Source organism: Kitasatospora sp. GP82, from assembly GCF_029892105.1.
Taxonomy (GTDB): domain Bacteria; phylum Actinomycetota; class Actinomycetes; order Streptomycetales; family Streptomycetaceae; genus Kitasatospora.
Map to the genome: position 1 here is coordinate 17,348 of NZ_JARZAJ010000046.1, position 25,585 is coordinate 42,932.

24 protein-coding genes and 1 pseudogene are annotated in these 25,585 nt (G+C 71.8%); 9 read left to right on the plus strand and 16 right to left on the minus strand.

Features of this window, described 5'->3' with window-relative positions:
- Nucleotides 1-11 precede the first annotated feature (11 nt).
- From P3T39_RS31210 to P3T39_RS31220, 3 genes are all read right to left on the minus strand, one after another.
- The gene (locus P3T39_RS31210) at nt 12-1,235 is read right to left on the minus strand and encodes a cation:proton antiporter (RefSeq protein WP_280702579.1); all 1,224 of its coding nucleotides are present in this window, start codon (nt 1,233-1,235) and stop codon (nt 12-14) included.
- 212 nt (nt 1,236-1,447) lie between these two features.
- Nucleotides 1,448-2,776: an NAD(P)/FAD-dependent oxidoreductase gene (locus P3T39_RS31215; protein ID WP_280702580.1), complete on the minus strand. Its 1,329-nt coding sequence runs from the start codon at nt 2,774-2,776 to the stop codon at nt 1,448-1,450.
- 516 nt (nt 2,777-3,292) lie between these two features.
- Nucleotides 3,293-4,198, minus strand: coding sequence for a TIGR01777 family oxidoreductase (locus P3T39_RS31220; RefSeq protein ID WP_280702581.1), 906 nt, complete (start codon nt 4,196-4,198; stop codon nt 3,293-3,295).
- Between the two features lie 55 nt (nt 4,199-4,253).
- Here P3T39_RS31220 and P3T39_RS31225 point away from each other — a divergent pair, with 55 nt between their 5' ends.
- Nucleotides 4,254-4,760, plus strand: a complete 507-nt coding sequence (locus P3T39_RS31225; RefSeq protein ID WP_280702582.1) for an N-acetyltransferase — start codon at nt 4,254-4,256, stop codon at nt 4,758-4,760.
- A gap of 78 nt (nt 4,761-4,838) precedes the next feature.
- On the opposite strand, the gene P3T39_RS31230 is transcribed toward P3T39_RS31225, so the two are convergent.
- The 7 genes and pseudogenes from P3T39_RS31230 to cobU all read right to left on the minus strand — a co-directional run.
- Entirely contained in the window at nt 4,839-5,354 is a 516-nt protein-coding gene (locus P3T39_RS31230) for a DUF4240 domain-containing protein (RefSeq protein ID WP_280702583.1), read from the minus strand.
- 282 nt (nt 5,355-5,636) lie between these two features.
- On the minus strand, nt 5,637-7,448 hold the full coding sequence (sucB, locus tag P3T39_RS31235) for a 2-oxoglutarate dehydrogenase, E2 component, dihydrolipoamide succinyltransferase (RefSeq protein ID WP_280702584.1): 1,812 nt from the start codon (nt 7,446-7,448) through the stop codon (nt 5,637-5,639).
- 59 nt (nt 7,449-7,507) lie between these two features.
- Nucleotides 7,508-8,896 carry a dihydrolipoyl dehydrogenase gene (gene lpdA, locus P3T39_RS31240; protein ID WP_280702585.1) on the minus strand — a complete coding sequence of 463 codons (1,389 nt, stop codon included), beginning with the start codon at nt 8,894-8,896 and terminating at the stop codon, nt 7,508-7,510.
- Nucleotides 8,897-9,305: 409 nt separating this feature from the next.
- Nucleotides 9,306-10,802 carry a leucyl aminopeptidase gene (locus P3T39_RS31245; RefSeq protein ID WP_280702587.1) on the minus strand — a complete coding sequence of 499 codons (1,497 nt, stop codon included), beginning with the start codon at nt 10,800-10,802 and terminating at the stop codon, nt 9,306-9,308.
- Nucleotides 10,803-11,047: 245 nt separating this feature from the next.
- Nucleotides 11,048-11,830, minus strand: a complete 783-nt coding sequence (locus tag P3T39_RS31250) for an adenosylcobinamide-GDP ribazoletransferase (protein ID WP_280702588.1) — start codon at nt 11,828-11,830, stop codon at nt 11,048-11,050.
- 267 nt (nt 11,831-12,097) lie between these two features.
- A complete protein-coding gene (locus tag P3T39_RS31255) occupies nt 12,098-13,219 on the minus strand; it encodes a nicotinate-nucleotide--dimethylbenzimidazole phosphoribosyltransferase (RefSeq protein WP_280702590.1) in 1,122 nt (373 codons plus the stop codon).
- Between the two features lie 153 nt (nt 13,220-13,372).
- Nucleotides 13,373-13,927 (minus strand): annotated as a pseudogene (gene cobU / locus P3T39_RS31260) (bifunctional adenosylcobinamide kinase/adenosylcobinamide-phosphate guanylyltransferase); the annotation flags it as partial.
- A gap of 149 nt (nt 13,928-14,076) precedes the next feature.
- On the opposite strand from cobU, the gene P3T39_RS31265 reads away from it, so the two are divergent.
- Nucleotides 14,077-14,277 (plus strand): hypothetical protein, encoded by a 201-nt coding sequence (locus P3T39_RS31265; protein WP_280702591.1) that lies wholly within the window; start codon nt 14,077-14,079, stop codon nt 14,275-14,277.
- A 54-nt stretch (nt 14,278-14,331) separates the two neighbouring features.
- On the opposite strand, the gene P3T39_RS31270 is transcribed toward P3T39_RS31265, so the two are convergent.
- Complete coding sequence (locus P3T39_RS31270) at nt 14,332-15,084, minus strand: class I SAM-dependent methyltransferase (protein ID WP_280702611.1); 753 nt, start codon at nt 15,082-15,084, stop codon at nt 14,332-14,334.
- A gap of 185 nt (nt 15,085-15,269) precedes the next feature.
- Nucleotides 15,270-15,863, minus strand: a complete 594-nt coding sequence (locus P3T39_RS31275; RefSeq protein WP_280702592.1) for a DUF3043 domain-containing protein — start codon at nt 15,861-15,863, stop codon at nt 15,270-15,272.
- Between the two features lie 308 nt (nt 15,864-16,171).
- Here P3T39_RS31275 and P3T39_RS31280 point away from each other — a divergent pair, with 308 nt between their 5' ends.
- Together P3T39_RS31280 and P3T39_RS31285 are read left to right on the plus strand one after the other, a co-directional pair.
- Nucleotides 16,172-16,948 carry a PspA/IM30 family protein gene (locus P3T39_RS31280; RefSeq protein ID WP_280702594.1) on the plus strand — a complete coding sequence of 259 codons (777 nt, stop codon included), beginning with the start codon at nt 16,172-16,174 and terminating at the stop codon, nt 16,946-16,948.
- Nucleotides 16,949-16,996: 48 nt separating this feature from the next.
- Nucleotides 16,997-17,290, plus strand: a complete 294-nt coding sequence (locus P3T39_RS31285) for a hypothetical protein (RefSeq protein WP_280702595.1) — start codon at nt 16,997-16,999, stop codon at nt 17,288-17,290.
- A gap of 58 nt (nt 17,291-17,348) precedes the next feature.
- Here P3T39_RS31285 and nadA read toward each other — a convergent pair whose 3' ends face one another.
- Entirely contained in the window at nt 17,349-18,530 is a 1,182-nt protein-coding gene (gene nadA, locus P3T39_RS31290) for a quinolinate synthase NadA (protein ID WP_280702596.1), read from the minus strand.
- Nucleotides 18,531-18,732: 202 nt separating this feature from the next.
- Here nadA and P3T39_RS31295 point away from each other — a divergent pair, with 202 nt between their 5' ends.
- From P3T39_RS31295 to P3T39_RS31305, 3 genes are all read left to right on the plus strand, one after another.
- On the plus strand, nt 18,733-19,659 hold the full coding sequence (locus tag P3T39_RS31295; protein WP_280702597.1) for an NADP-dependent oxidoreductase: 927 nt from the start codon (nt 18,733-18,735) through the stop codon (nt 19,657-19,659).
- 208 nt (nt 19,660-19,867) lie between these two features.
- Nucleotides 19,868-20,296, plus strand: coding sequence for an Lrp/AsnC family transcriptional regulator (locus tag P3T39_RS31300; protein WP_280702612.1), 429 nt, complete (start codon nt 19,868-19,870; stop codon nt 20,294-20,296).
- A 179-nt stretch (nt 20,297-20,475) separates the two neighbouring features.
- Nucleotides 20,476-21,843 carry a pyridoxal-dependent decarboxylase gene (locus P3T39_RS31305; protein WP_280702598.1) on the plus strand — a complete coding sequence of 456 codons (1,368 nt, stop codon included), beginning with the start codon at nt 20,476-20,478 and terminating at the stop codon, nt 21,841-21,843.
- A 38-nt stretch (nt 21,844-21,881) separates the two neighbouring features.
- Here the strand turns inward: P3T39_RS31305 and P3T39_RS31310 are convergent, their stop codons facing one another.
- Nucleotides 21,882-22,754 carry a GNAT family N-acetyltransferase gene (locus P3T39_RS31310; protein ID WP_280702599.1) on the minus strand — a complete coding sequence of 291 codons (873 nt, stop codon included), beginning with the start codon at nt 22,752-22,754 and terminating at the stop codon, nt 21,882-21,884.
- Nucleotides 22,755-22,959: 205 nt separating this feature from the next.
- Here P3T39_RS31310 and P3T39_RS31315 point away from each other — a divergent pair, with 205 nt between their 5' ends.
- Complete coding sequence (locus tag P3T39_RS31315) at nt 22,960-23,313, plus strand: iron-sulfur cluster assembly accessory protein (RefSeq protein WP_030269055.1); 354 nt, start codon at nt 22,960-22,962, stop codon at nt 23,311-23,313.
- A 93-nt stretch (nt 23,314-23,406) separates the two neighbouring features.
- Here the strand turns inward: P3T39_RS31315 and P3T39_RS31320 are convergent, their stop codons facing one another.
- Nucleotides 23,407-23,982 carry a hypothetical protein gene (locus P3T39_RS31320; protein ID WP_280702600.1) on the minus strand — a complete coding sequence of 192 codons (576 nt, stop codon included), beginning with the start codon at nt 23,980-23,982 and terminating at the stop codon, nt 23,407-23,409.
- Nucleotides 23,983-24,120: 138 nt separating this feature from the next.
- Nucleotides 24,121-24,357: a hypothetical protein gene (locus tag P3T39_RS31325; protein WP_280702601.1), complete on the minus strand. Its 237-nt coding sequence runs from the start codon at nt 24,355-24,357 to the stop codon at nt 24,121-24,123.
- A 234-nt stretch (nt 24,358-24,591) separates the two neighbouring features.
- Between P3T39_RS31325 and P3T39_RS31330 the strand changes: the two genes are divergently transcribed.
- Nucleotides 24,592-25,569 (plus strand): carbohydrate kinase family protein, encoded by a 978-nt coding sequence (locus P3T39_RS31330; protein WP_280702603.1) that lies wholly within the window; start codon nt 24,592-24,594, stop codon nt 25,567-25,569.
- Nucleotides 25,570-25,585 lie beyond the last annotated feature (16 nt).

The following is a 25,585-nucleotide window of genomic DNA, read 5'->3' on the forward strand; positions in this document are numbered from 1 at the left end:
CCTGCCGAGTTTCACCAACTCTCCGCGCACACACGGGGTTTGCCCGGCGGCGGAGGGGGCGGGGCGCTGTTGCGCAGGTGCTGGGCGAGCAGGGGGAACAGGAGGACGGAGAGCATGCCGGCGCCGACCAGGGCGGCGGCGGTGGACGAGGGCAGCCGGCGGTCCTCCACCTCGATGGTGGTGATGACGACCACCAGCGGCAGGGCGGTGGCGCCGTAGAGGCCGAGGGAGATACGGTCCCGGCCGGAGAGGTCGCCAGGGGCGAGCAGTGCGGCGGGCACCCCGCGCACGGCGGCGAGCAGCAGCAGGAAGACCGGCACCAGCAGTAGCGTGCCGGGGCCGGCGAGCAGGGCCTCGAGGTCGAAGTTCATCCCGCTGACCACGAAGAAGAGCGGGACGAGGAAGCCGAAGCCGATGCCCTCCAGCTTGGCCTCGATCACCTCCTCCTCGGCCTCGGGCACTCCCGCGAGCAGCAGCCGGGAGATGATCCCGGCGGTGAAGGCGCCCAGCAGCATGTCGAGGTCGAGCGAGATCGCGGCGGCGACCATCGCGGCGAGCACCAGCATCACGGTCCGTACGGCGAACTGGCCGGAGGTGCGCAGGGTGCGGCGGATCAGCCGGGTCATCCAGTCCGGGCGCGGCCTGCGGGCGAAGCCGACGGCACTCGCGGTGATCACGGCGAAGGCGCCGAGGATGACCGCCGTCCTCAGCGGGCTGTTGCCGCTGAGCAGTGCGGCAATGGCGATGATCGGCCCGAACTCGCCGACCGCGCCGGTCGCCATGGTCATGGAGCCGAAGGGCGTCGGCAGCACACCGGAGTCCCGCAGGATGGGCAGGATGGTACCCAGTGCCGTGGTGGTGAGTGCGAGTCCGACGAACGCGCCGCTGAGGGCGTTGCGGTTGATCACCGTGCTCGCGCCGAGGGCGACGGCAAGCGAGATCAGCCAGGCGATGCCCGCACGTCTCAGCGGGCCGCCGCGCAGCCGGGCGAAGTCGATCTCGTAACCGGCCAGGAACATCAGCATCGCAAGGCCGAACTGGGAGAGCGCGCCGATCAGGTCCGGCACGCCCGCCCAGTTCAGCACGGCCGGCCCGATCAGTACGCCGAGCAGGATCTCGAACACCACCGTGGGCACGGCCAGCCACCGCTGCAGCCTGTCGGCCAGCAGCGGCGCTGCCAGCGCGCAGGTGGGGATCAGGATCAGCGACTGCGCGTCCACTCCGAGGTCGGCCATCAGACGTCACCGGCCGGACATGTCCGACTGAGGGTCATGTCGGCATGGTGGCACGCCCCTCAGGACCCGACCCCGAAGCCGTGCCGCCGTGTCCTCGGGCCGGAGGGTCCAAGAGTGTCCGCCAGTAGGCAACCCATCAGGACGGGGCATCCCAGGGCCTCGCGCCCCTGGACAGTGCAACCGGCTCCGGTGGGCGCCTACTGGCGGAGCCTCTAAGCAGCCGCCTCGGCCGTCGACCTGGCCATCGGCACATGCAGGTCCTGAAGAACGGCCTGGGCCGCCCGCCGCCCCGACACCAGCGAGCCCTGCACCGTGCTGGTGTCGCGGTGGTCCCCGCAGACGTACAGTCCGGCCAGCAGGCGCACCGGGCGCCGGAAGTTGTGCGGCGGCGGCATCGCGGGCACCGCGTCGGGGACGTGGCGCACACTCAGGAACTCCCAGCCCGAGGTGGACGTCCCGTACAGCTCCGCCAGCCGTCGGCGCACCAGCGGCTCGTACCCGGCGGGGCCGCCCGGCTCGAAGCTTCGGCGTCCGAGCACGGTGGTGGCGATCAGCGCGCGTCCCAGCGGGGCGTACGAGGGGTCCACCTCGCTCAGCACCAGCGAGTGCGAGAGCACCGCCCGCCCGTCGGGCCGGTCGGCGTCCAGCAGCAGCACGGGTTCGCCCAGCGGTGAGCGGTCGGCAGCGTGGTAGTAGGTGGTCACCGGGTGGAAGTCCGGCAGCCTCAGGCCGGGCAGCAGCGTGGCCGCCGACTGGGCGTCGGTGGCGAGCACCACCGCCCGGGCGGTGATGCGTCCGTGCCCGGCGGTCTCGACGCCGTCGGCGGCCACCGCGGTGACCCGGACACCGAGCCGGACGGTCCCGGCCGGGAGCCGTTCGGCCAGCTGCGCGGGCACCGCGCCGGTACCGGCGGCGGGCAGACAGAGCCGACCCCTGGCGTACGAGCGCAGCACCAGGTCGGCGACCCGGCTGCTGGTGCCGAGCATGGGGTCGCTGAGCAGGGCGCCGAGCAGCGGGCGCAGGAAGCCGTCCACCGTACGGGGGGCCAGGCCCCGGTCGGTCAGGGAACGGCCGGCGGTGGTCTCAGGCCGGGTCAGCAGGCGCGGGACGGGGGTGGCGGCGAGTCGGCCGAGGGTGGCGCCGAGCCGGGCCTTGTCGAGCGGGCTGCCCAGCGGGCCACGGGCGGTGGCCTGCCGGGCGGCGGTCTGCTGCGGATCGCCGACCCGGTAGCGACGGCCTCCGCTGTGCACCAGGACGCCGGGCGCGAGCGGACGCAGGTCCAGCCGGTCCAGGTCGAGGCGGCGGCGCGGCTCGGGGAAGTCGGTGTTCAGCAGCCGGCTGCCGTGGTCCAGGCGGAAGCCGTCGAGCTCCCGGGTGGCCATCCGGCCGCCGATCCGCTCGGTCGCCTCCAGCAGCTGGACGGTCAGGCCCCGGCCGGTGAGCGCGCGGGCAGCGGCCAGCCCTGCGAGTCCGGCGCCCACCACGACGACGTCCGGGTCGGACTGCCGACGCGTGCGGCGGGTGAAGTCATGTGCGGGCACGAGTGTGCTCCCTCCCTGGTTCCGGGGGAACCGGCCGACGCAGGCAACGGAGTGCCGGGACACGGTTCGACGATGTGATGCCCCGTCAGTACGGCGATCAGGCAGAGAAGTTCGTTCGAATAAGACGGCTCGACGGGCATCGGTGGGATGCCACGGGGCACGGTCACGGACTGTGTGCCGGAACGGTCGGTTCCTCGGCTCGACGGGCGCGCACGGTCACCAGGGGCGTACAGCGCGCCGTGCGGATGCCACCGTGCGCCCCCTCCGTCCGCCCCGCCCGCCGCCGGACGTACTCCCCTCGGACGCCCCGCCGTCACCCCCATGGGCTAACCCCCGCGCAGCGCAGCTTCGGGGCGCGAGGCCCTGCTTGGTCAACTGTGTGCGCGACTCGGAAGGCCACTCACCGTCAGTCGATCCGCAGGGAGTCCGTTGCACCTCGCGACGCCACACCGGGCCACCCCAGGACCTGCACAGCGCAGGCGTGTTCACGGGTGCGGCCTGCGGAGAGCGGGTGCCTCAGAGCGCCGCCCGCACGGCCGAGTCCACGTCGGGGTGCTGGAAGTGGAAGCCGGCGTCGAGGAGGCGCTTGGGTACGACGCGGTGGCTGCCGATGACCTCCACGGACATGTCGCCGAGCGCCAGCCGGAGCACGGCCTCCGGGACGGGGAACGGCGTCGGCCGCCCGAGCGCCCGCCCCATCGCGGCGGTCAGCTCCCCGTTGGTGACCGGCTCGGGCCCGGTCAGGTTGAACGGGCCGCTGAGGTCCTGGCGGTCGATCACGAAGCGCAGCGCCGCCACCTCGTCGGCCAGCGAGATCACGCTCCAGTGCTGCCTGCCCGAGCCCAGCCGCCCGCCGAGGCCCAGCCGGAAGAGCGGGAAGAGCCGCCCGCCCGCGCCGCCCGCCGCTGACAGCACGAGCCCGGTGCGGGCGTACGCGACCCGGATCCCGGCGTCCTCGGCGGGCCTGGTCGCGGCCTCCCACTCGACGCAGACCTGCGCCAGGAAGTCCTCCCCCGCGGGGGAGTCCTCGTCGATGAGCCGGTCGCCGGTCTGGCCGTAGTAGCCGACGGCGGAGGCGTTCACCAGTACCGTGGGCGGCTGCTTCGCCTCGGCCAGGGCGGCGACGATCGTCTCGGTGCCGAGCACCCTGCTTTCCCGGATCTCCTGCCGGTAGGCGTCCGTCCAGCGCCGGTCACCCACTCCGGCGCCGGCCAGGTTCACCACGGCCTCGACCCCGTCGAGACCGGCCCGGTCGATCTGCATCAGGTGCGGGTTCCAGCCGACCCCGACCGTACCGTCTGCCTGCCTGCCGGTCTTCGCCCGATGGCGGACCAGCCGTACCACCTCGTGCCCGTCCGCCAGCAGAGAGCGGACGAGCGCCGAGCCGATCAACCCCGTGGAGCCTGTCACCGCGATACGCATGGCTCCATCGTCGCAGGTCGGAAATTCCTGGTGGGGGAGGCACTCGCTGATTAGCATGTCGGCCATGCGACCTGACGGTGTGACCATACGACCCGCGCGCGCCGAGGACGGGCCGCAGCTCGCCGTCATCGACCACGCCGCCTGGTCCTGGAACAGCGACGTGATGCCGCAGACCGCCAAGGATGCGGAGTTCTTCCACGAGCGGCGCGCCCCCGAGCAGTACCTGGTCGCCGAGCTCGACGGCCTCGTCGTCGGCTACATCCGCCGGGTGCCGCCCACGCCGCTGCCCAGCAATCAGCACATCCGCCAGATCCAGGGCTTCGCGGTCCTGCCCGAGGCCCGGGGCCGGGGAATCGGCCGGATCCTGCTCGATGCCGTGGTCGCCGCCGCCCGCGCCGACGGCATCCGCCGGATGACCCTGCGCGTGCTCGGCCGCAACGCCCCGGCCCAGCGGCTGTACGAGCGGGCAGGATTCACGGTGGACGGCGTGCTGCCCGGCGAGTTCTTCCTCGACGGCGAGTACGTGGACGACGTTCTGATGGGGCGCAGTCTGCTCGACTGAGTAGCAGTAGCAGTAGCAGTAGCAGTAGCAGTAGCAGCACCAGCACCAGCAGCCGTCGCCCGTCGGCGCGCGGCGCCGTCAACTCCCGTAGCGGACCCACAGCTTGGGGAACCGTTTCGCCATCAGGGCCGAGTCCTCGAAGTCGAACGGCTCGCCCTCGGGGCGGCGCGGCTGCTCGATCCCGAGGTCGGGCAGCGGCAGCCCGGTCAGCTGTTCGTGCGCCTCGTCGGCGGCGTAGCCGAGGTCCTCGGCCTCGCCGTCCTCCTCCTCGTCGAAGTCCGGTACCAGTTCGGCCAGATCGTCGGGCTGGTGCAGTGCGCCCTCGAAGACCTCCCGGCCCTGGCCGATCAGCCAGCAGCGGAAGTAGTCGAAGGTGTCCTCCGAGGCCCCGTCGAGCAGCAGGTGCGCGGCCGCCCAGAGGTCGGTTCGGTAGGCGCGCTGGAAGCGGGCCTCGAAGAGCCGGGCGAAGTCGAGCACATCGTCCGGCGTGAGCTGCGCGAGCCGCTCGACCAGCACCTCCGCCTGGTCGTCGGGGTCGCCGTCGGCCGCGTCCCGGGTCTCGTCGATGAGCTGCCAGAAGTCCGTCTCGTACATCACCGCTCCAGGATCGCCGTTCGCCCGGGCGAATGCATGCGTTGACGCCCCTGCGGAGTGGCGTGGGCCCACCGGCGGCGCCCGGACGGCTCAGGGCGCCGTCGGCACCGCCCGCAGCGGAGCGCCCGGCCCGGTCGTACGCGAGCGCGGGCAGCACCACCGCGGGATCGTCGACCCGTGCCGCCCCGTACGCACAACTCCCGTACGCACAAAGGGCTGTGCCCCGTTCCGTGCGCGCTGAACGCGACGGAACGGGGCACAGCCCCTACGGCTGGCGGCCGATCAGAGGCCGAGGTCGCCCTCGAAGGCGCCCTCTTCCAGGCGGGCCTTGACGGTGCCCAGGAAGCGGGCGGCGTCGGCGCCGTCCACGATCCGGTGGTCGTAGGACAGGGCCAGGTAGACCATGTCGCGGACCGCGATCGTCGTACCGAGCTCGGGGGTCTCCATGACCACCGGACGCTTCACAGCGGCGCCGATGCCCAGGATGGCCACCTGCGGCTGGTTGATGATCGGGGTGTCGAACAGGGCGCCGCGCGAACCGGTGTTGGTGATGGTGAAGGTGCCACCACCCAGCTCGTCCGGGGTGACCTTGTTGTCGCGGGTACGGGCCGCGAGGTCGGCGGTCTTCCGGGCGATACCGGCGATGTTGAGGTCGCCGGCGTTGTGGATGACCGGGACGAGCAGGCCGCGCTCGGTGTCCACCGCGATGCCGACGTGCTCGGCGCCGTGGTAGGTGATGGTGCCCTCGGCCTCGTTGACCTGGGCGTTCACGACCGGGTGGGCCTTGAGCGCCTCGATGGCGGCCTTGACGAAGAACGGCATCGGGGAGAGCTTGACGCCCTCGCGGGCCGCGAAGCCGTCCTTGGCCTTGGCGCGCAGACGCATGATGTTGGTGACGTCCACCTCGACCACGGTGGTCAGCTGGGCCGAGACCTGGAGCGACTCGACCATGCGCTTGGCGATCACCGAGCGCAGGCGGGACATCTTCACCGTGGTGCCACGCAGCGGGGAGACCTCGGCGATGGTGGCCGGGGCCTTCGAAGCGGCGGCCAGTCCAGTCGCGGCAGCGGCGGCCGGAGCCTTGGCGGCCTCGGCGGCGGCCAGGACGTCCTGCTTGCGGATGCGACCGCCGACACCGGTGCCGGTGACGGAGGAGAGGGCCACGTTGTGCTCGGCCGCGAGCTTGCGGACCAGCGGGGTGACGTAGGCATCCGAGCTGTCGGCAGCCGGGGCGGCCGGGGCAGCGGGAGCGGCAACCGGGGCGACCGGGGCGGCGACCGGGGCGACCGGGGCAGCGGCAACCGGAGCCGGAGCCGGAGCCGGAGCCGGAGCCGGAGCAGCCGGGGCGGCCGGAGCCGGAGCAGCCGGGGCGGCCGGAGCGGGCGCCGGGGCAGCGACCGGGGCAGGGGCAGGGGCAGGGGCGGCCGGAGCAACGGCGACCGGGGCCGGAGCAGCCACAGCGGCACCCGCAGCACCGATCAGCGCGAGCTGAGCGCCGACCTCGGCGGTCTCGTCCTCGCCGACCAGGATCTTCACCACGACACCGGCGACCGGCGACGGGATCTCGGTGTCGACCTTGTCGGTGGAGACCTCGAGCAGCGGCTCGTCGACCTCGACGGTGTCGCCCTCGGCCTTCAGCCAGCGGGTGACGGTGCCCTCGGAGACCGACTCGCCCAGGGCGGGGAGCAGGACGGGGGTGGCGTCACCGGCGGGCGCGGCGGCCGGCGCGGCAGCGGCCGGGGCAGCCGGAGCCTCGGCCACGGGGGCCGGAGCGGCGGCGGGGGCCTCGGCGACTGGCGCGGGAGCGGCCGGAGCAGCCTCCGCGACCGGCGCGGCAGCGGCGACCGGGGCGCCGGAGCCGTCGTCGATGATCGCCAGCTCGGCGCCGACCTCGACGGTCTCGTCCTCGGCGACCTTGATCGAGGCGAGGATGCCGGAGGCCGGAGCGGGGATCTCGGTGTCGACCTTGTCGGTCGACACCTCCAGCAGCGGCTCGTCGGCCTCCACGCGCTCACCCTCGGCCTTCAGCCAGCGGGTGACAGTACCCTCGGAAACGCTCTCGCCCAGCGCGGGCAGTGTTACTGAGACCGCCATGGTTTCAGCGACTCCTATCAAGTCTTGCGTACGGGAATGGGGGGAAGTAAGAGCCGCGATCAGTCGTGCGCGTGCAGCGGCTTGCCGGCCAGCGCCAGGTGCGCCTCGCCGAGGGCCTCGGACTGGGTCGGGTGCGCGTGGATGAGCTGCGCGACCTCGGCCGGCAGGGCCTCCCAGTTGTAGATCAGCTGAGCCTCGCCGACCTGCTCGCCCATGCGGGCGCCGACCATGTGGACGCCGACCACGGCGCCGTCCTTCACCTGGACCAGCTTGATCTCACCGGCGGTCTTCAGGATCTTGCTCTTGCCGTTGCCGGCCAGGTTGTACTTGAGCGTGACGACCTTCTCCTTGCCGTACAGCTCCACGGCCTTGGCCTCGGAGATGCCGACGGAGGCCACCTCGGGGTTGGAGTAGGTCACGCGCGGCACACCGTCGTAGTCGATCGGCACCGGCTTGAGGCCGGCCAGCCGCTCGGCGACCAGGATGCCCTCGGCGAAGCCGACGTGGGCGAGCTGGAGGGTCGGGGCGAGGTCGCCGACGGCCGAGATGCTCGGCACGTTGGTGCGCATGTACTCGTCGACCAGGACGTAGCCACGGTCCATGGCGACGCCGTTCTCCTCGTAACCGAGGCCGGCCGAGACCGGGCCGCGGCCGATGGCGACGAGCAGCAGGTCGGCGTCGATCTGCTTGCCGTTCTCGGTGGAGACGCGGACACCGGTCTCGGTGTACTCGACGCCGGAGAAGCGGGCCTTGAGCTCGAACTTGATGCCGCGCTTGCGGAAGGCGCGCTCCAGCAGCTTCGAGGAGTTCTCGTCCTCGAGCGGGACGAGGTGCGGCAGCGCTTCGACGATGGTCACGTCGACGCCGAAGGACTTCCAGACCGAGGCGAACTCGACGCCGATCACGCCACCACCGAGGATGACGGCCGACTTCGGGATGCGGTCCAGCTTGAGGGCGTGGTCCGAGGAGATGACCCGGTCGCCATCAATGGTCAGGCCAGGCAGCGACTTCGGCACCGAACCGGTGGCGAGGACGATGTGGCGGCCTTCGATCCGCTGGCCGTTGACATCCACCGAGGTCTGCGCGGAGAGGCGGCCCTCGCCCTGGATGTAGTGGACCTTGCGCGAGGCCACCAGGCCCTGAAGGCCCTTGTACAGGCCGGCGACGACGTCGTCCTTGTACTTGTGGACACCGTTGATGTCGATGCCCTGGAAGGTGGCCAGGACGCCGAACTCGGCGGCTTCCTTGGTCTCGTCGGCGATCTCTGCCGCGTGCAGCAGTGCCTTGGTGGGGATGCAGCCGCGGTGCAAGCAGGTGCCGCCCAGCTCACCCTTCTCGATCAGCGCAACACTCAGCCCCAGCTGAGCGGCGCGGAGCGCCGCGGCGTAACCGCCGCTTCCGCCTCCGAGAATGACTACGTCGAAAACGGTGCTGGCGTCGTTCGCCACGTCACGTCCTCCATGCAAAGGGGTGCGGTTCGCCGGGCCGGTCACGGTCCGGTGGGGTCGGGAAGCCTTTGTAAGGCGCCCAGTCATGCCGGAAATACATCTTCGCACTTGTTCGCGGCGGCTGATGTCCCGGGCTGCCTCGGCGGGGCCCTATGGACTCGAACGAATGGGCGGAATGTACCGATCGTCTGGGTATCGTCGCAGCTCACAGGGGTGTCGCCGGTCGGATGCGGGAGGCCTCGGCCGATCGTGGACCTGGGCGGTTCCACCGTGCGGAAGAAAGTTTCGCCCCGGGCGAACACGGTCCCACGATGTGACGAACTGTATTACTGGCAGGTAACTCGGAATGCGAAGGGGGTCCGACGCCCAATGGCGTCGGACCCCCTCATGGCTGGCGCCGGGGCGCGGTTCAGGACTTCGCGGTGTCCTCGGCGAAGCGGACCAGGGTGCGGATGGCACTGCCGGTGCCGCCCCTGGGGATGTAGCCGAACGGGGCGCCCTCGTGGAAGGCCGGACCGGCGATGTCCAGGTGCGCCCAGTCGATGCCGTCGGCGACGAACTCCTTCAGGAACAGGCCGGCCACCAGGCCGCCGCCCATCCGCTCACCCATGTTGGCGAGGTCGGCGATGGTGGACTCGACCATGCCCTTGCGCAGGTCCGCCGGGAGCGGCATCGGCCAGGACTGCTCGCCGACCTCCTCGGCGGTGGCGTGCAGCCGGTTGCGCAGCTCGTCGCTGTTGGACATCACACCGAAGGTGCGGTTGCCCAGGGCCATCATCATGGCGCCGGTCAGGGTGGCGACGTCCACGATCACGTCCGGGTTCTCCTCGCCGGCGCGGACGATCGCGTCGGCGAGCACCAGACGGCCCTCGGCGTCGGTGTTGAGGACCTCGACGGTCTTGCCGCCGTACATCTTCAGCACGTCACCCGGGCGGGTGGCCGAACCGGACGGCATGTTCTCCGCCAGGGCGAGCCAGGTGGTGATGTTGACGGCCAGGCCCAGGCGCTTGGCGGCGACCACGGCGGCGAACACGGCGGCGGCGCCGGACATGTCGCACTTCATGGTCTCGTTGTGGCCGGCCGGCTTCAGCGAGATGCCGCCCGAGTCGTAGGTGATGCCCTTGCCGACGAAGGCGAGGGTGGCCTTGGCCTTGGGGTGGGTGTAGGAGATCTTCACCAGGCGGGGCGGGTTGTCCGAGCCGGTGCCGACGCCCAGGATGCCGCCGAAGCCGCCCTTGGTCAGCGCCTTCTCGTCCAGCACCTCGACCTTGAGGCCGTGCTCCTTGCCGGCCGCCTGGGCGATCGCGGCGAAGGACTTCGGGTTGAGGTCGTTCGGGGCGGCGTTGATCAGGTCGCGGGCGCGGTTGATCTCCTCGCCGATCGCCGCGGCGCGCTCGACGGCGGCCTTGACGTCCTTGCTGCCCTTGCGGTCGGTCAGCAGGACCAGCTCGCCGACCGGAGCCTTGCCGTTCTCGGAGACCTTGTACGTGGTGTAGCTGTACGAACCGAGCAGGCCGCCGAGCGCGACCGCCTCGAACTCCTCGGCCGAGGCGGCCGGGAGGGCCAGCGCGGCCTTCTTGACACCGGACAGGGTGCGGGCGGCGACACCGGCCGCGCGGCGCAGCGCCTCCTGGCCGTAGCCCTCGTCGGAGGGCTCGCCGAGGCCGACGGCCAGGATCAGGGCGGCCTTCAGGCCGGCGGGGGAGGGGAGCTTGACCGACTCGCCCTCGGCGCCGGTCGCGCCCAGGGTGCTGAGGACCTCGGCCAGCTTGCCCTCGAACGCCTCGGCCACGGCCTCGGCGCCGGGGGCCACCACGAGGCCCTTCGGGCCCTTGCCCACGCCGATCACCAGGGCGTCCGCGCGCAGCGAGGCGGCGGAGGAGGTGCTCACAGACAATGCAGTCACGTAAATGAGTCCTGTTCTTTCGCGGTCCACAGCCGGGTACGGCACCGGTGCCGCACCGGCATAACCCCGGCGTGCTCCGCTGGAACAGGGCGCAGGGCTACGGTGCTCCCCCGCATGGTAGTCCGCATGGTGGGATCACGCCGCCCTCGGTACCGGCGCCGTCCTGTGCCGAACGGGTGCCGCTGGTCTCGCGATCGGCCCCCGTCGGCCCAGCGGGCGGACCGGTCGGCAGCCTTGACGTATCGTCACAATTCGGTCAGGGCCAGGGTGAGCAGGGCCGCAGTGGCCGCTGTCTCGGCCAGTGCGCCGAGTACGTCCCCGGTGATGCCGTCGAACCTCCGTACACAGCGTTTCAGCAGCAGCCGGGAGGCGAGGAGGCCGAGCAGCAGTGCACCCGGGTAGCGGAGTGCCGCCCAGCCGTCCGCCCAGGCAGCCGCGCCGAGGGCGAGTGCGGCGAGCGCGGAGACGGCGAGTGCCCCGGTGCGGGGCACGGTCGCGGCGACCATCGCGCCCAGGCCGCCGGGCCGGGCGGCGGGCACCGACCGCAGGCAGCCCCAGGCCAGCGCACAGCGGGCGGCCACGGCGGCGGTGACGACGGCCAGGGCGCCGTGCTGCAGGGAACCGGTGAACTGCCCGGCCAGGGCGGTGATCTGGGTCAGCAGAGTCAGCACGAGGGTGAGTACGCCGAACGGGCCGATGTCCGACTGCTTCATGATGCGCAGGGCGTCCTCGGACGGTTTCCCGCTGCCGAGCCCGTCGGCGACGTCGGCCAGACCGTCCAGGTGCAGCCCCCGGGTGAGCCAGGCCGGTACGGCGACGGCCGCCACCGCCCCGAGCAGACCGCCCGCGCGCCAGCCGACCACCGCCCCGGCACCCGCCGCGAGGGCCCCGAGGACCAGCCCGACCAGTGGAGCGCAGAGCATCGCCCGCCCCGCCGCCGCCCGGTCCCACCGCTCGACCCGCACCGGAAGCACCGACAGGGTCCCGAAGGCGAACCGCACCCCCTCCGCCCACGACGCACCGTCCACCCGTGCCGCCCCGGCCTCTGCCGACCGCTGATCCGCGGGGCCCTCGGGCGGTACTGCGTCAGATGTGGATCGAGGCAACGGCTTGGGTCCTGTCCCGCGGATCAATGGTCGGCCGAGCAGCGGACGCGGGGCTTCGCCCACCTCCGTGGAGCACTGCTCGCGCGGCAACTGTGCAGTACGTCAGGGGCGCGGGGACTGCGCGGATGCACTGGCCGAGCAGGGCCCGGGCCCCTGAGGCACTGCACAGTTGCCGTCCGTGGAGCGGGCCTAGCCCCGGCTCAGCAGCTCCGCTGCGGTGGGCAGGCGCGGTGGCTCCTTCGGCGCGGCGGCTGACCGGGTGATCGCCAGCACCTCGGCGGGTTCGGCCAGGGTGTCGGAGGCGGCCTGGAGCAGCGGCAGGGCCAGCAGTGCGCCCACGCCCTCGCCCATCGAGACGCCCAGGTCCTGAAGCGGCGTCAGGGTCAGCCGGTCGTACGCCTTCGCCTGGGCGGGCTCACCGGTGGCCTGTCCGGCCCGCCACCACTCGGGGGCCCGGAACGCGATCCGCTGCGCGACCAGCGCGCAGGCGGCCGACACCACACCGTCCAGCACCACCGGCAGCCTGCGCACGGCGGACTGCAGCAGGAAGCCGGTGATCGCCGCGAAGTCCGCGCCGCCGACCGCCGCGAGCAGCGCCAGCTGGTCGCCCAGTACGGGGCGGGCCCGGCGCAGCGAGTCGCGTACGGTCGCGCACTTGACCATCCACACCCGGTCGTCGATGCCGGAGCCGCGCCCGGTCACCGCCGCCGCGTCGGTGCCGCAGAGCGCGCCGATCAGTACGGCGGCGACGGTGGTCGAGCCGGCCCCGAGGTCGCCGAGCACCACCAGGTCCGTCCCGGCGTCGGCCTCCTCGTCGGCGATCGCCATGCCGATCTGGAAGGCGCGGGCGGCCTCCTCGGGGCTGATCGCGTTCTCCGCGTCGATCCGGCCGGAGCTGCGGCGTACCCTCCGGTGCTCCACCTCGGCCGGGAAGGTCCCGGGGGCGGCGTCGACGGCCATGTCGACGACCCGCACCTCGGCGCCGTAGCGGTGGGCCAGCACGGCGACGGGGGCGGTGCCGTCGAGCACCGCGTGCACCCGCTGTTCGGTGCTGGGGCTGCCGGGCCGCGAGACGCCGAGCGAGGCCACGCCGTGGTCGCCCGCGAAGAGCAGCACCTTGGCGGCGGACAGCGGCTGCACCGGCGATCTGCCCTGTACCGAGGCCAGCCAGCTGCCGAGTTCCTCCAGCTGCCCGAGGCCGGTGCGCGGCTTGTCGAGCTGCTGCCAACGCTCCTCGGCGGCTCGGCGGGCGCTCTCGTCAGGGCGCTCGACGAGTGAGGAGAAGGTATCGAGATCCACGGTGGTGTCCATCGAGCGGAAATCTACACGGCACCGGCCGCCACGCGGTGGCTGCCCTCACAGCCCGCCGCTCCTTCACCCACCCCTCAATCGGCAGAGGTTCTTGGACCGACCGGCAATAGGGAGCGCGGGTGGAGGACCCGCGCTCCCTATTGCCGGTCGGCCTCAGCCCGCCGCAGGCTTGACGGTCAGCACCTGCCCGGCGACCACCAGCAGGACGCGCTCCGAGGCGTCCGCCACCGCCATGTTGAGCCGTCCCAGGGTGTCCCTGAAGCGCCGCCCGGCGGCGGTCGCGGGGACGACTCCCATGCCGACCTCGTTGCTGACCGCGATCACCTGGCGTCGCGTCAGCCGCCAGGACTCGGCCAGCTCGTCACAGCGCTGCTGTACCACCCGCTCGCCGCCGTCGGCCCAGACCGCGTCGTCCCAGGCGCCGCACTCGTCCATCACGGCGGTCAGCCACAGCGCCAGACAGTCGATCAGGACCGGTGCGCCGTCCTCCGGGTCGCCGAGTACGGCCACCAGCTCACAGGTCTCCGCCGTACGCCAGCTCGCGGGCCGCCGCTCGCGGTGCAGTGCGACCCGCTGGGCCCACTCCTGGTCGCCGTCGCGGGTGCCGCCGGTGGCGACGTAGAGCACGTCCTCGTACGGGGCGAGCAGCTGCTCGGCGCGGGTGGACTTGCCGGAGCGGGCGCCGCCGAGGATCAGGGTGCGGGGGAGTGCCATGGCCCACATCCTGCCTGACGAGGCATGAGGGCGAGCCGGCCGGGCACGCTAGTGTGCGCAACGGCAACGCGGTGCACGGCAGTAACGCGGCGCACGACAGCGAAGTGTCCGATGGTGATGGCCCGAGGCGGGAGGAGCCCGGCATGGTGTTCACATGGCGGTACGAGAAGGCGGACGGAACCCTGGTCACCCCGCCCGGTGAGCAGGAGGAGTTCTCCAGCCAGGGCGACGCGGAGTCCTGGATCGGCGAGGCGTGGAAGCAGCTGCTGGAGGACGGCGCCGACCAGGCCGCGCTACTGGACGACGGGCGCGAGATCTACACGATGAGCCTGCACGCCGAGTGACCATCGGGGGCGCGGGACAGCCGTTCCGCGCTCTCAGGGCGCGCCCTGCGCGGCCTAGTGGGCTTTCGCGCCGATGACGTGCAGCAGCGACGCCACCCGCCGGTACGGGTCCTCGCGTCCGGCCCGTTCCTCGGCGTCCAGCAGTTGGGCCAGCTGCCGCCCGTCCACCGGCGCGGCCTCCTCCGGCGTGCCGTCGGTGAACACCCGCACGCCGTACCAGTGCCGCAGTGGTACCGATATCCCGGCCAGCGTGGTGGCCAGGTCGGCGAGGTGGTCGGCGCGGGCGGGCCGGCCGAGCTGGTCGGTGTAGCGGGGACTGTCGAAGGCGTGCAGCGCTGCCCGCCAGTCGCCGGCGAGGCCGGGGCGCATGGCGAGCGCGTCCGCGTTGCGCACCAGCAGCGACAGGACGCCGCCGGGGGCGAGCATCCGGGCCAGCGAGGCGAGCATCGGGTCCGGGTCGGGCAGGTACATCAGGGCGCCGTGGCAGAGCACCACATCGAAGCTGCGCGGCCCGAACCAGCGACCGCACTGGTGCCCGTCCCCGCCCAGCAGCCGCACCCGCTCGCGCACCTCGGGCGGTTCGGCCGCCAGCGCGGCCTGGGCGGCGCCGAGTGTGACCGGGTCCGGGTCGAGACCGGTGACCAGGTGGCCCGCCCGGGCGAGGCGCAGTCCCTGGGTGCCCTGGCCGCAGCCGACGTCCAGTACGCGCAGGGCCGTCCGTCCGGCCAGCTGCTCGGCGAGCTGCCGGGCGACCAGCTCCTGCCGGACCAGGTTGCGCAGCCCGCCCTGGCTCTGAAGCCAGGACATCCCCGGCTGTCCGACCGGCCGGGTGACCGGCAGCCGGTCGTGCCCGCCCGCCCCCTGACCGGGCAGCGCACCGGGCGCGGCGGCGGGCAGCGCACCCGGCAGCGCGCCGGGCACGGGATACAGACCGGGCCCCTCCGGCCAAGCGGGAGAGGCCCAGTACGACTGCGGCTCAGCCGCCTCGGCGGTCAGGGCCGCTCGCCCCGCTTGACCTTCGGCTTGGGCAGCCGCAGGCGCCGCATCTGCAGGGTGCGCATCAGCGCGTACGCGACCGCGCCACGGGTGTTCTCGTTCGGGAAGCGCTCGGCCAGGGCCTTGCGCAGGCCGAGGCCGAGGCGGACGAAGTCCAGGATGACCATGACGAAGAACAGCAGGAACAGCATGGTGGAGATCAGCTGCAGCGTCGGCACCTTCATGATGCTGAGGACCAGCACGACGACGGCGTACGGCAGGAAGAACTCGGCCATCGACCAGCGAGAGTCGACGTAGTCACGGGCGAAGCGTCGCACCGGGCCCTTGTCACGGGCCGGCAGGGCGCGCTCGTCGCCCTCCAGCAGCGCCGTGCGCTGCTTCTCCCGCTCGATGCGCATCCGCTCGCGGGACTGGCGGGCAGCCTCCTTGCGGTCCTTGGGAACGCTCACCCGGCTGCGGCGGCCGGCCTCGGCCTGGCTGCGCTTGGGGGTGGGGCGGCCCTTCGGCGCCTCGGGGTGGCGGGGGGTCGTCTCGTCCTGCTCGGCCACTGCGGTGGCGGAGGAGGCATCATCTGAGCGGCGTCGGAACACACCACCAGCGTACGTGCTGGCAAACGCCTTGTTGCCGCGCTGTTGGACCCAAACCGATATCGAATCCGGCACAGGGCCTCCACACCTGCCCCTTACGGGAACCCCTACCCGCGGTGGATCATGAACCAGGGCGGTATCCACCCTTGGGATGAGGCTCCGGTGGCGAGAGCTGTAGCAGTCTTGTAGCGGGCAGGTGCACTGCGTGCAGTAGCCCGCTGCACCTACACTCAAGGTTGTCAGCACGAGACGGAACCGCAGGCCCGAGAAGGGGGCACCCGAGGCCCATGAGCGACGGAATCATGAAGCGTATGGGGCTGATTTTCCGCTCCAAGGCGAACAAGGCCCTGGACCGGGCAGAGGACCCGCGCGAGACGCTCGACTACTCCTACCAGAAGCAGCTCGAACTGCTGCAGAAGGTCCGCAGGGGTGTCGCCGACGTGGCCACCTCGCGCAAGCGCCTGGAGCTCCAGCTGACGCAGCTGCAGCAGCAGTCCGCCAAGTACGAGGACCAGGGCCGCAAGGCGCTCTCGTTGGGCCGTGAGGATCTCGCCCGTGAGGCCCTGAGCCGCAAGGCCAACCTCCAGTCCCAGATCACCGACCTGGAGACGCAGTACCAGCAGCTGCAGGCCGAGGAGGAGAAGCTCACGCTCGCCTCCCAGCGCCTGCAGGCCAAGGTGGACGCCTTCCGTACCAAGAAGGAGACCATCAAGGCCACCTACACCGCCGCCCAGGCCCAGACCCGGATCGCGGAGTCCTTCTCCGGGATCTCGGAGGAGATGGGCGACGTCGGCCTGGCCATCCAGCGGGCCGAGGACAAGACCGCCCAGATGCAGGCGCGCGCCGGTGCGATCGACGAGCTGCTCGCCTCGGGTGCGCTCGACGACGCCAGCGGCCTGGGCCGCAAGGACGACATCGAGGCCGAGCTGGAGCGGGTGGCCGGTGGCAACGACGTCGAGCTGGAGCTGGCCCGGATGAAGGCGGAGCTGACGGGCGGCAGCCCGGCCTCGGCCCCGCAGGCGATCGAGCAGGGCAAGCAGACCGCCACCCCGCAGGACACGCCCCCCACCATCAACTACAAGAAGTGACCTGAGCCGCAACGACCGAGCTGCAACGACACAGGGAGACGCACCGGCATGATCATGAGGGTCATGGGTGAGGGGCAGTTCCGGGTGGGAGACGACCACCTGAACCACCTGAACCAGCTCGACGACGAGCTGCTCACCGCGCTGGAGGCGGGGGACGAGGAACACTTCAGGGCCGCGCTGGGCAAACTGCTCGATGCGGTGAAGCAGTACGGAACCCCACTGCCGGACGACGCGCTGGAGCCGTCCGATCTCATCCTTCCGAATGTCGAGGCGACGATCGCCGAGGTCACCGAGATGCTGCGGAGCGAGGGAGACGGGCTGATCCCCGGTCTCCCGGAGTAACGGCTGACACAGCAAAGGGCGGGCTCCCCGAGCGGGGGCCCGCCCTTTGGCGTGCGGACTACGGCAGGGCCAGCATCCGGTCCAGCGCGGCCTTGGCGTACTTCTCGGTCTCCGGGTCCACGGTGATCACGTTCGGCACCCGGCCCTCGACCAGCGACTCCAGCGCCCAGACCAGGTGCGGGAGGTCGATCCGGTTCATGGTCGAGCAGAAGCAGACCGTACGGTCCAGGAAGACGATCTCCTTGTCCGGGTGCGCCTTGGCCAGGCGGCGGACAAGGTTCAGCTCGGTGCCGATGGCCCACTTGGAACCGGGCTCGGCGGCGTCCAGTGCCTTGATGATGTACTCGGTCGAGCCGACCATGTCCGCGGCGTTGACCACCTCGTGCTTGCACTCGGGGTGCACAAGCACGGTCACGCCGGGGATCCGCTCGCGGACCTCGTTCACCGAGTCCACGCTGAAGCGGCCGTGCACCGAGCAGTGCCCGCGCCAGAGGATCATCCTGGCGTTCCGCAGCTGCTCGGCGGTCAGACCACCGTTCGGCTTGTGCGGGTTGTAGAGCACGCAGTCGTCCAGCGAGAAGCCCATCTCCAGCACGGCGGTGTTGCGCCCGAGGTGCTGGTCGGGCAGGAAGAGCACCTTCTCGCCCTGTTCGAAGGCCCACTCCAGGGCGCGCTTGGCGTTGGAGGAGGTGCAGATGGTGCCGCCGTGCTTACCCGTGAACGCCTTGATGTCGGCCGAGGAGTTCATGTACGAGACCGGGACGGTCACGTCCGCTATCCCGGCCTCGGTCAGCACGTCCCAGCACTCGGCGACCTGCTCGGCGGTGGCCATGTCGGCCATCGAGCAGCCGGCCGCCAGGTCGGGCAGCACGACCTGCTGGGCCTCACTGGTCAGGATGTCCGCCGACTCGGCCATGAAGTGCACACCACAGAAGACGATGTACTCGGCCTCCGGGCGGGCGGCGGCGTCACGGGCCAGCTTGAAGGAGTCGCCGGTGACATCGGCGAACTCGATCACCTCGTCGCGCTGGTAGTGGTGGCCCAGGATGAAGACGCGGTCGCCGAGCGCGGCCTTGGCGGCGCGGGCGCGCTCGACAAGGCCGGGGTCGGAGGCGGCGGGCAGGTCGCCGGGGCACTCGACACCGCGCTCGCTGTTCGGGTCGGCCTGGCGGCCGAGCAGCAGCAGCGCGAGGGGCGTCGGGTCGGGGTCGACGCCGTAGGTCTCTGTGGTGGTGGTCACGGGCGGGTGCCCTCCTGTGCGGCCGATCGGTTTCAATCAGCCTTCTCGTCTATCTGACGCTATTGATGATAACCGGTTAGCGTCACTCTGACGATGGCCATCGTGTCGATGTGATGAGAACCGCTCACCGGTATGGCAGCTTCCCGGGGTCTGTCCGGCGTGGCCGGATTGATACCGGAGCGTGATCGCGTTGGCTGGTGCCATGAAGGCAATCGCGATCAGGCAGTACGGCGGCCCCGAGGTCGTCGAGTACACCGAACTCCCCGATCCCAAGGTGGGCCCTGACTCGGTGCTGGTGCGAGTGAAGGCCGCCGGGGTCAACCCCGTGGACTGGAAGATCCGTGAGGGGTACCTGGACGGGATGCTGGACGTCCACTTCCCGCTGATCATGGGCTGGGACCTGGCCGGGGTGGTCCAGGCGGTCGGCGGCGCGGTCACCGAGTTCAGGCCCGGCGACGAGGTGATCGGCTACGTCCGCAAGGACTCGGTGGAGCACGGCACCTACGCCGAGTTGGTCTCCGCGCCGGTCCGTACGCTCGCGCTCAAGCCCGCCGCCCTCGGCTGGGCTCAGGCCGGGGGCCTCCCACTGGCCGGACTCACCGCCTACCAGGGGCTGGTCAGGGCACTCCGGGTGCAGGCGGGGGAGACCGTGCTGATCCATGCGGCGGCGGGCGGCGTGGGCAGCCTGGCGGTCCAGATCGCCAAGGCCCTCGGCGCCCGGGTGATCGGCACCGCGAGCGAGCGCAACCACGTCTATCTGCGCAACCTCGGCGCCGAGCCGGTGGCGTACGGGGAGGGCCTGGCCGACCGGGTCAGGGCGCTCGCCCCCGGGGGAGTGGACGCGGCGTTCGACCTGATCGGCGGCGGGGCCGTGGACGTCTCGCTCCGCCTGGTCGCCGACCCGGCCCGGATCGCCTCGATCGCCGACTACGGCGTGGTCGCCAAGGGCGGCCGGTACGTCTTCGTCCGCCCGGACGCGGCCGACCTCGCCGAACTGGCCCGCCTGGCCGACGAGGGGAGGCTCACCGTACCGGTGGCCTCGACCTTCCCGCTGGCGCAGGCGGCCAGCGCCCAGGCACTGAACGCCGAGGGCCGGACCAGGGGCAAGATCGTCCTCCTGGTGGACTGATTAAGACTTTTCGCCAGAATATGGCGGTGTGACGTTTCTGCGGACACCACTGCGGAACCGTCCCACCACCCATCCGCCGCCCGGCCGGCACCCCCTGTCGGCGGCGCAGCCCGCCGCCCATCCCGCGACGGACGACCAGAGCCGCACGACACCCGTGGAGCCACCACCCATGAGCACGCACCGACCGGCAGACCTCGGCGGGGCGTCGCTGCTGGACGAGACCGACCGACTGCTGCTGGAACACCTCAGCCGGGACGGCCGGGCCTCCTACGCCGAGATCGGCCTGCTCGCCAACCTCTCCGCCACCGCCGTCCGCCGCCGGATCGACCGGCTGCGGGCCCGAGGCGTCGTCCGCGGCTTCACCGTGGTGCTCGACCCCGCCCTGCTCGGCTGGCGCACCGAGGCGTTCGTCGAGATCTACTGCCGCGCCCGCACATCCCCGGAGGAGCTGCTGGCCAGCCTGCGGCAGTTCCCCGAGGTGGTCGCCGCCTGGACGGTGACCGGCGACCCGGACGCCCTGGTGCACCTGAGAGCCGCCGACACCCGCCACCTGGAAGCCGTCATCGAACGCATCCGCAAGGAACCCGGCGTCCAGCGCAGCCGCAGCTCAGTGGTGCTCTCCCAGCTGATCGGCTAGCCCGTCCGAAGCAACCGGGCGCAGGAATCCTGCGTTCGACCTCCCGAACACGCCCGAATCCTGCCTGACCAGCCCCGTTCCGACGCGCGCGGCGACCGGGCCGCTGCCTACGCTGATCATGTCCGGACGGCCCCACGCGCCCCGGGCCTCCCTGACACCCCACAGCGAGAGGGACACCCGTGTCCGCAGCCCCGAACCGCATGCACCGGCCCGACAACGAACTGGTCGACCTGGTATTCGACTACATGCGCGAGCGGCTGCAGTACGACCCCGTGCCGCTCGACCACCCGGGTGACGGCGAGCACCTGCGCAGCCACCTGGCAGGCCTGCTCAACGAGCACGGCAACAACGCGGCCGACGTGCTCAAGCTCTACGACCACGAGCTCTCCCGGGCCGTCATCTCCGCCGACAGCCCGCGCTACCTCTCCTTCATACCCTGCGCCCCGACCAAGGCCGCGCTGCTCTTCGACATGGTGGTCTCCTGCGCCTCCCTGCAGGGCATCTCCTGGCTGGAGGCGGCCGGTGCCATCGCCGCCGAGAACCAGGTGCTGCGCCTCATCGCCGACCGCGCGGGCCTGCCCGAGACGGCCGGTGGCACCTTCGTCTCCGGCGGCTCGGCGGGCAACCTCTCCGCCCTGGTCGTCGCCCGCGACGTGGCCCGCCGCAAGCTCGGCGTGGGCCCGGAGGCCCGGCTGCGGATCGCCGTCGCGGACCAGGTCCACTCCTCGGTCAAGAACACCTTCAACATCATCGGTGTCGAGGCATTCGTGGTCCCGACCGTCGACCGCCGCTTCACCGGCGAGGCCCTGCGGGCAGCCCTGGCCGCGGACCCGACCCCCGAGACGGTGATCGCCGTCGTCGGTACCGCCGGCACCACCAACGAGGGCATCGTCGACGACCTCCAGGGCCTGTCCGAGGTCACCCGCGAGCGCGGCCTGTGGTTCCACGTGGACGGCGCGTACGGCGGCGCCGGACTCTTCGCCCCCTCGGTGCGCGAGCGCTACAACGGCGTCGAGCACGCCGACTCCTTCGTGGTCGACCCGCACAAGTGGCTGTTCGCCCCGTTCGACTGCGCCGCGCTGATCTACCGCAACCCCCAGCTGGCCCGCGCCGTGCACACCCAGGACGCCTCCTACCTGGACGTGCTGCACACCGAGGGCGACGAGTGGAACCCCACCGACTACGCCTACCACCTGACCCGGCGCGCGCGCGGCCTGCCGCTCTGGTTCTCGCTGGCGGTGCACGGCACCCAGGCGTACACGGACGCGATCGAGGAGGGCCTGAAGCTGGCCCAGGAGACCGCCCAGGTGATCCGGGACACCGAGCACCTGGAACTGCTGCACGACCCGCAGCTCTCCGCAGTCTGCTTCCGCCGCAAGGGCTGGACCAACGACGACTACTACCGCTGGTCGCAGCAGCTGCTCGCGGACCAGATCGGCTTCGTCACCCCGACCGGCTGGGACGGCGAGACCGTCGCCCGCTTCGCCTTCCTCCACCCGGGCACCACCATGGAGATGGTCCAGGAGATCCTCGACACCATGGCGTGACCACCCCCTCCCGCGCCCCTGTTGCGTTCACGCTTGCGTCAGAGGAAGCCCGCGCTGGGGATGTACGGCGCGGGCGGCCGCATCCCCCGCAGCGCCAGGTAGCCCCGGGTCTGCAGGCTGAGGCCCAGCTCCAGACCGACATCGACGGCCCACTCCTGCTCGGCGGTGAGGAAATCCACCACAGCCTCCTCCCCGTCGGGCACTCGGGCCAGCGCCTCCCGCAGCAGCCGGGTCGCGATCCGCTTGGAGGTCGCCGCGAGCAGCCTGACCCGGCCACCGTTCCGATAGCAGTAGCCGCTGCCCGCCAGGGTGTCCGCGATCAGCAGGTCCTCGTAGTGGGCCAGCATGTACTCGTGGTCGATCCCGTGCGCCGAGCCGCGCAGCCGCCGGTCGACCGAGTCGAGCAGATGCAGGTGGGTCGCATTACCGGGGTGCACCGGGATGTCGCCAGGGTCGAGCAGCCCGGAGCGGTCCACCTTCCCCCTGAGCGCCATCGCCGGGTGCAGCGTGAACCCGGCGCGACGGTAGCGGCGGGCGGCCGCCGGGGACGGAGAGGCGCACAGCATCCCGCGCAGGCAGCCCCGCCCGTACGCCGCCGCGCGGTCCAGCAGGAGTCGGCCGACCCCCTTGCCCTGCGCGCTCGGCAGCACCACGAACAGCGAGAGCAGCCACACCCCCTCGCGCCGCATCGACAGGGCCGCACCGACGGCCTCGCCGTCCTGCTCGGCGATCCAGCAGCCCTCGGGATCGGACTGGACCAGATGCCGGGTACGGGCCAGCTGCTGCGCGGTGGCGCGCTCGTCGTCCGGTTCGGTCCCGGCGATCCCGAGCAGGTCCCCGAAGCTGGCCCGGGCGATGCACTGCACGGCGAGCGCGTCGGCCGGGGTGTCCTGGAGCTGACGAATGATCACGCCTTCCATCCTGGCCGTCCGGGTCGCCGTCCGGTACCGCTTTGCCCGGATCGGACGCTCACCAAGTACCCGGGGTGTGCGAGCATGGGTGCGTGGGGAGTCGGCTGTTCGAGCCGCTCTCCGACAGGACCACCGACCGGAAATGAATCCGGGAGGCCGCTGGTTGGCACTGGCGGCACATTGTCGTCACAGACCGGGAGTAAGCATGACCGTCCAGGACGAGACCACTGTCGAGAGTGGCATCCTCCTCACCGATGCCGCGGCGGCCAAGGTCAAGGGCCTGCTTGAGCAGGAGGGCCGTGAGGACCTCGCGCTGCGCGTGGCCGTGCAGCCGGGTGGTTGCTCCGGCCTGCGCTACCAGCTGTTCTTCGACGAGCGCTCGCTCGACGGCGACGTCGTCAAGGACTTCGGCGGCGTCAAGGTCGTCACCGACCGGATGAGCGCCCCGTACCTGGGCGGTGCAACGGTCGACTTCGTCGACACCATCGAGAAGCAGGGCTTCACCATCGACAACCCGAACGCCACCGGCTCCTGCGCCTGCGGCGACTCGTTCAGCTAAGCCTCGCGGTAGCTGGAACGGCGGCGGCCCCCGGGTGATCCCGGGGGCCGCCGCCGTTGTCCCTGCCGCTGTCGCCGTCGCCGGGGCGCACCGCTACTGCGGGCCGCCGATCGGGGGCGGGTCCATCGACAGGGTCTGTCCGGTGGCGATGTCGACCACCTTGCGGCCGGCCAGCGGCTGGCTCAGCTTGGCGGTCACCGAGTTGCGCTTGGCGAGGGCCGGGCACTCCTGGCCGCGCGGAGCCGTCTGGGTGACCACCACCCGGACGTCCACCTCACCCTGCTTGGACTCGTCCGCCTTCAGGCCGTACTTGTCGCAGACGCCGCTGTAGAACCAGACCGTCAGCTGGTCGTCCTGCGCCTGGTAGGCGAGCGCGGGCAGCTTGACCGGCGCGGGTTCGCCGACGGCGATGCCGGGACCGCTCGGCGAGGTACTCGGCGCCGGGGTCGGGCTCGCACTCGGGGCGGGGGCCGCGGCGGAGGACGCCGCCGTGGTGGGCGAGGGACTCGCCGGGGTGCCGACGGCCGTGTCCGAGGCCGAGGTGGATCCCTTGGGCCCGCATGCGGCGACCGCGCCTATGGCAAGCATCAGTCCGGCCAGGGCTGTCGCCCGTCGCCGAGCTCGCCCGCGCACGGTCCTGACCGGTACGACTGAGGTGTTCTCGTCCATGCTCCGACTTCCTCCCGAGGGCTCGCGCTCCGCCACCAAAGCGGCGCTGCGCGGATCTGACGTGCCCCGGGCGAATCCGGTTCCCAGGCCCTGTCCGGCCGCTCCTGGCGGGCGGACAGGGCCTGCCGAAAGTGCGGCTCAGCTCCCGTACTCGGCCATGTCGGCCACCAGCAGCTGGGCGCGCGCGGGCACCGAGACCCCGGACGGGCGGGCGGCGTCCGCGCTCTGCGGCGCAATGCCCAGCGGCGGCCAGAACCGGCCGAGCCGCCGGGAGGAGCTGACCAGGGCGTCGAGGGACTCGGCCTCGACATCACCCGTCCAGGAGCGGGCGGCGGGCCGGGGTGCGGCGGGCCGCAGAGCAGGCGGGTTGGGCATCATCGGTCTCATCGCTCCGATCGCCGAGCCGTGGCGACACTGCCACGGACCTGAGGGCCAGACGTCCCCCCTGACTGCGACCCTAGGACGCCTCCGGGCCCCAAGCCAGAGCTACCCCGGGGTAGTACTCGTACGAGTGGCCGAATAGCCGGTTCAGGCACCGGGGTGTCGCCGGGTACCGTTGGAGGGTTCTGTCAACAGTTTTCCCGGCCCATGCCACCTGAGGAGACCTTCGTGCGCATCGCCGTCGCCGGCTCGATTGCCACCGACCACCTGACGACCTTCCCGGGGCGCTTCGCCGACCAGCTGGTCGCCGAGCAGCTGCACACGGTTTCGCTGTCGTTCCTGGTGGACACCCTGGACATCCGCCGCGGCGGGGTGGCCCCGAACATCTCCTTCGGCATGGGTGTGCTCGGCCTGCGCCCGATCCTGGTCGGCGCGGCCGGGGCGGACTTCCACGAGTACCGCAGCTGGCTGCAGCGCAACAACGTCGACACCGACTCGGTGCACATCTCCGAGACCCGGCACACCGCACGCTTCATGTGCACCACGGACCAGGACCACAACCAGATCGCCTCCTTCTACACGGGTGCGATGGCCGAGGCCCGCAACATCGAGCTCAAGCCGATCGCCGACCGCGTCGGCGGCCTTGACCTGGTCCTGATCGGTGCCGACGACCCGGCCGCGATGGTGCGGCACACCCAGGAGTGCCGCACCCGCGGCTACGCCTTCGCCGCCGACCCCTCGCAGCAGCTGGCCCGCCTGGAGGGCGACGACATCCGCGAGATCGTGGACGGCGCCGCGTACCTGTTCACCAACGAGTACGAGGCCGCGCTGATCGAGTCCAAGACCGGCTGGAACTCGGACGAGATCCTCCGCCGGGTCGGCACCCGGATCACCACGCTGGGCGCCAAGGGCGTCCGGATCCAGCGCCAGGGCGAGCCGGACGTCACCGTCGGCTGCCCCGTCGAAGAGCGCAAGGCCGACCCGACGGGCGTCGGCGACGGTTTCCGGGCCGGCTTCCTGGCGGGCCTGTCCTGGGGCCTCGGCCTGGAGCGCGCCGCCCAGCTCGGCTGCATGCTCGCCACCCTGGTGATCGAGACCGTCGGCACCCAGGAGTACGAGCTGCGCCACGGCCACTTCCTGGAGCGCTTCGCCGTGGCCTACGGCGACGACGCCGCCGCCGAGGTCCGCGCCGAGCTGGTCAAGTAGGGCATCGGTCGGCCGG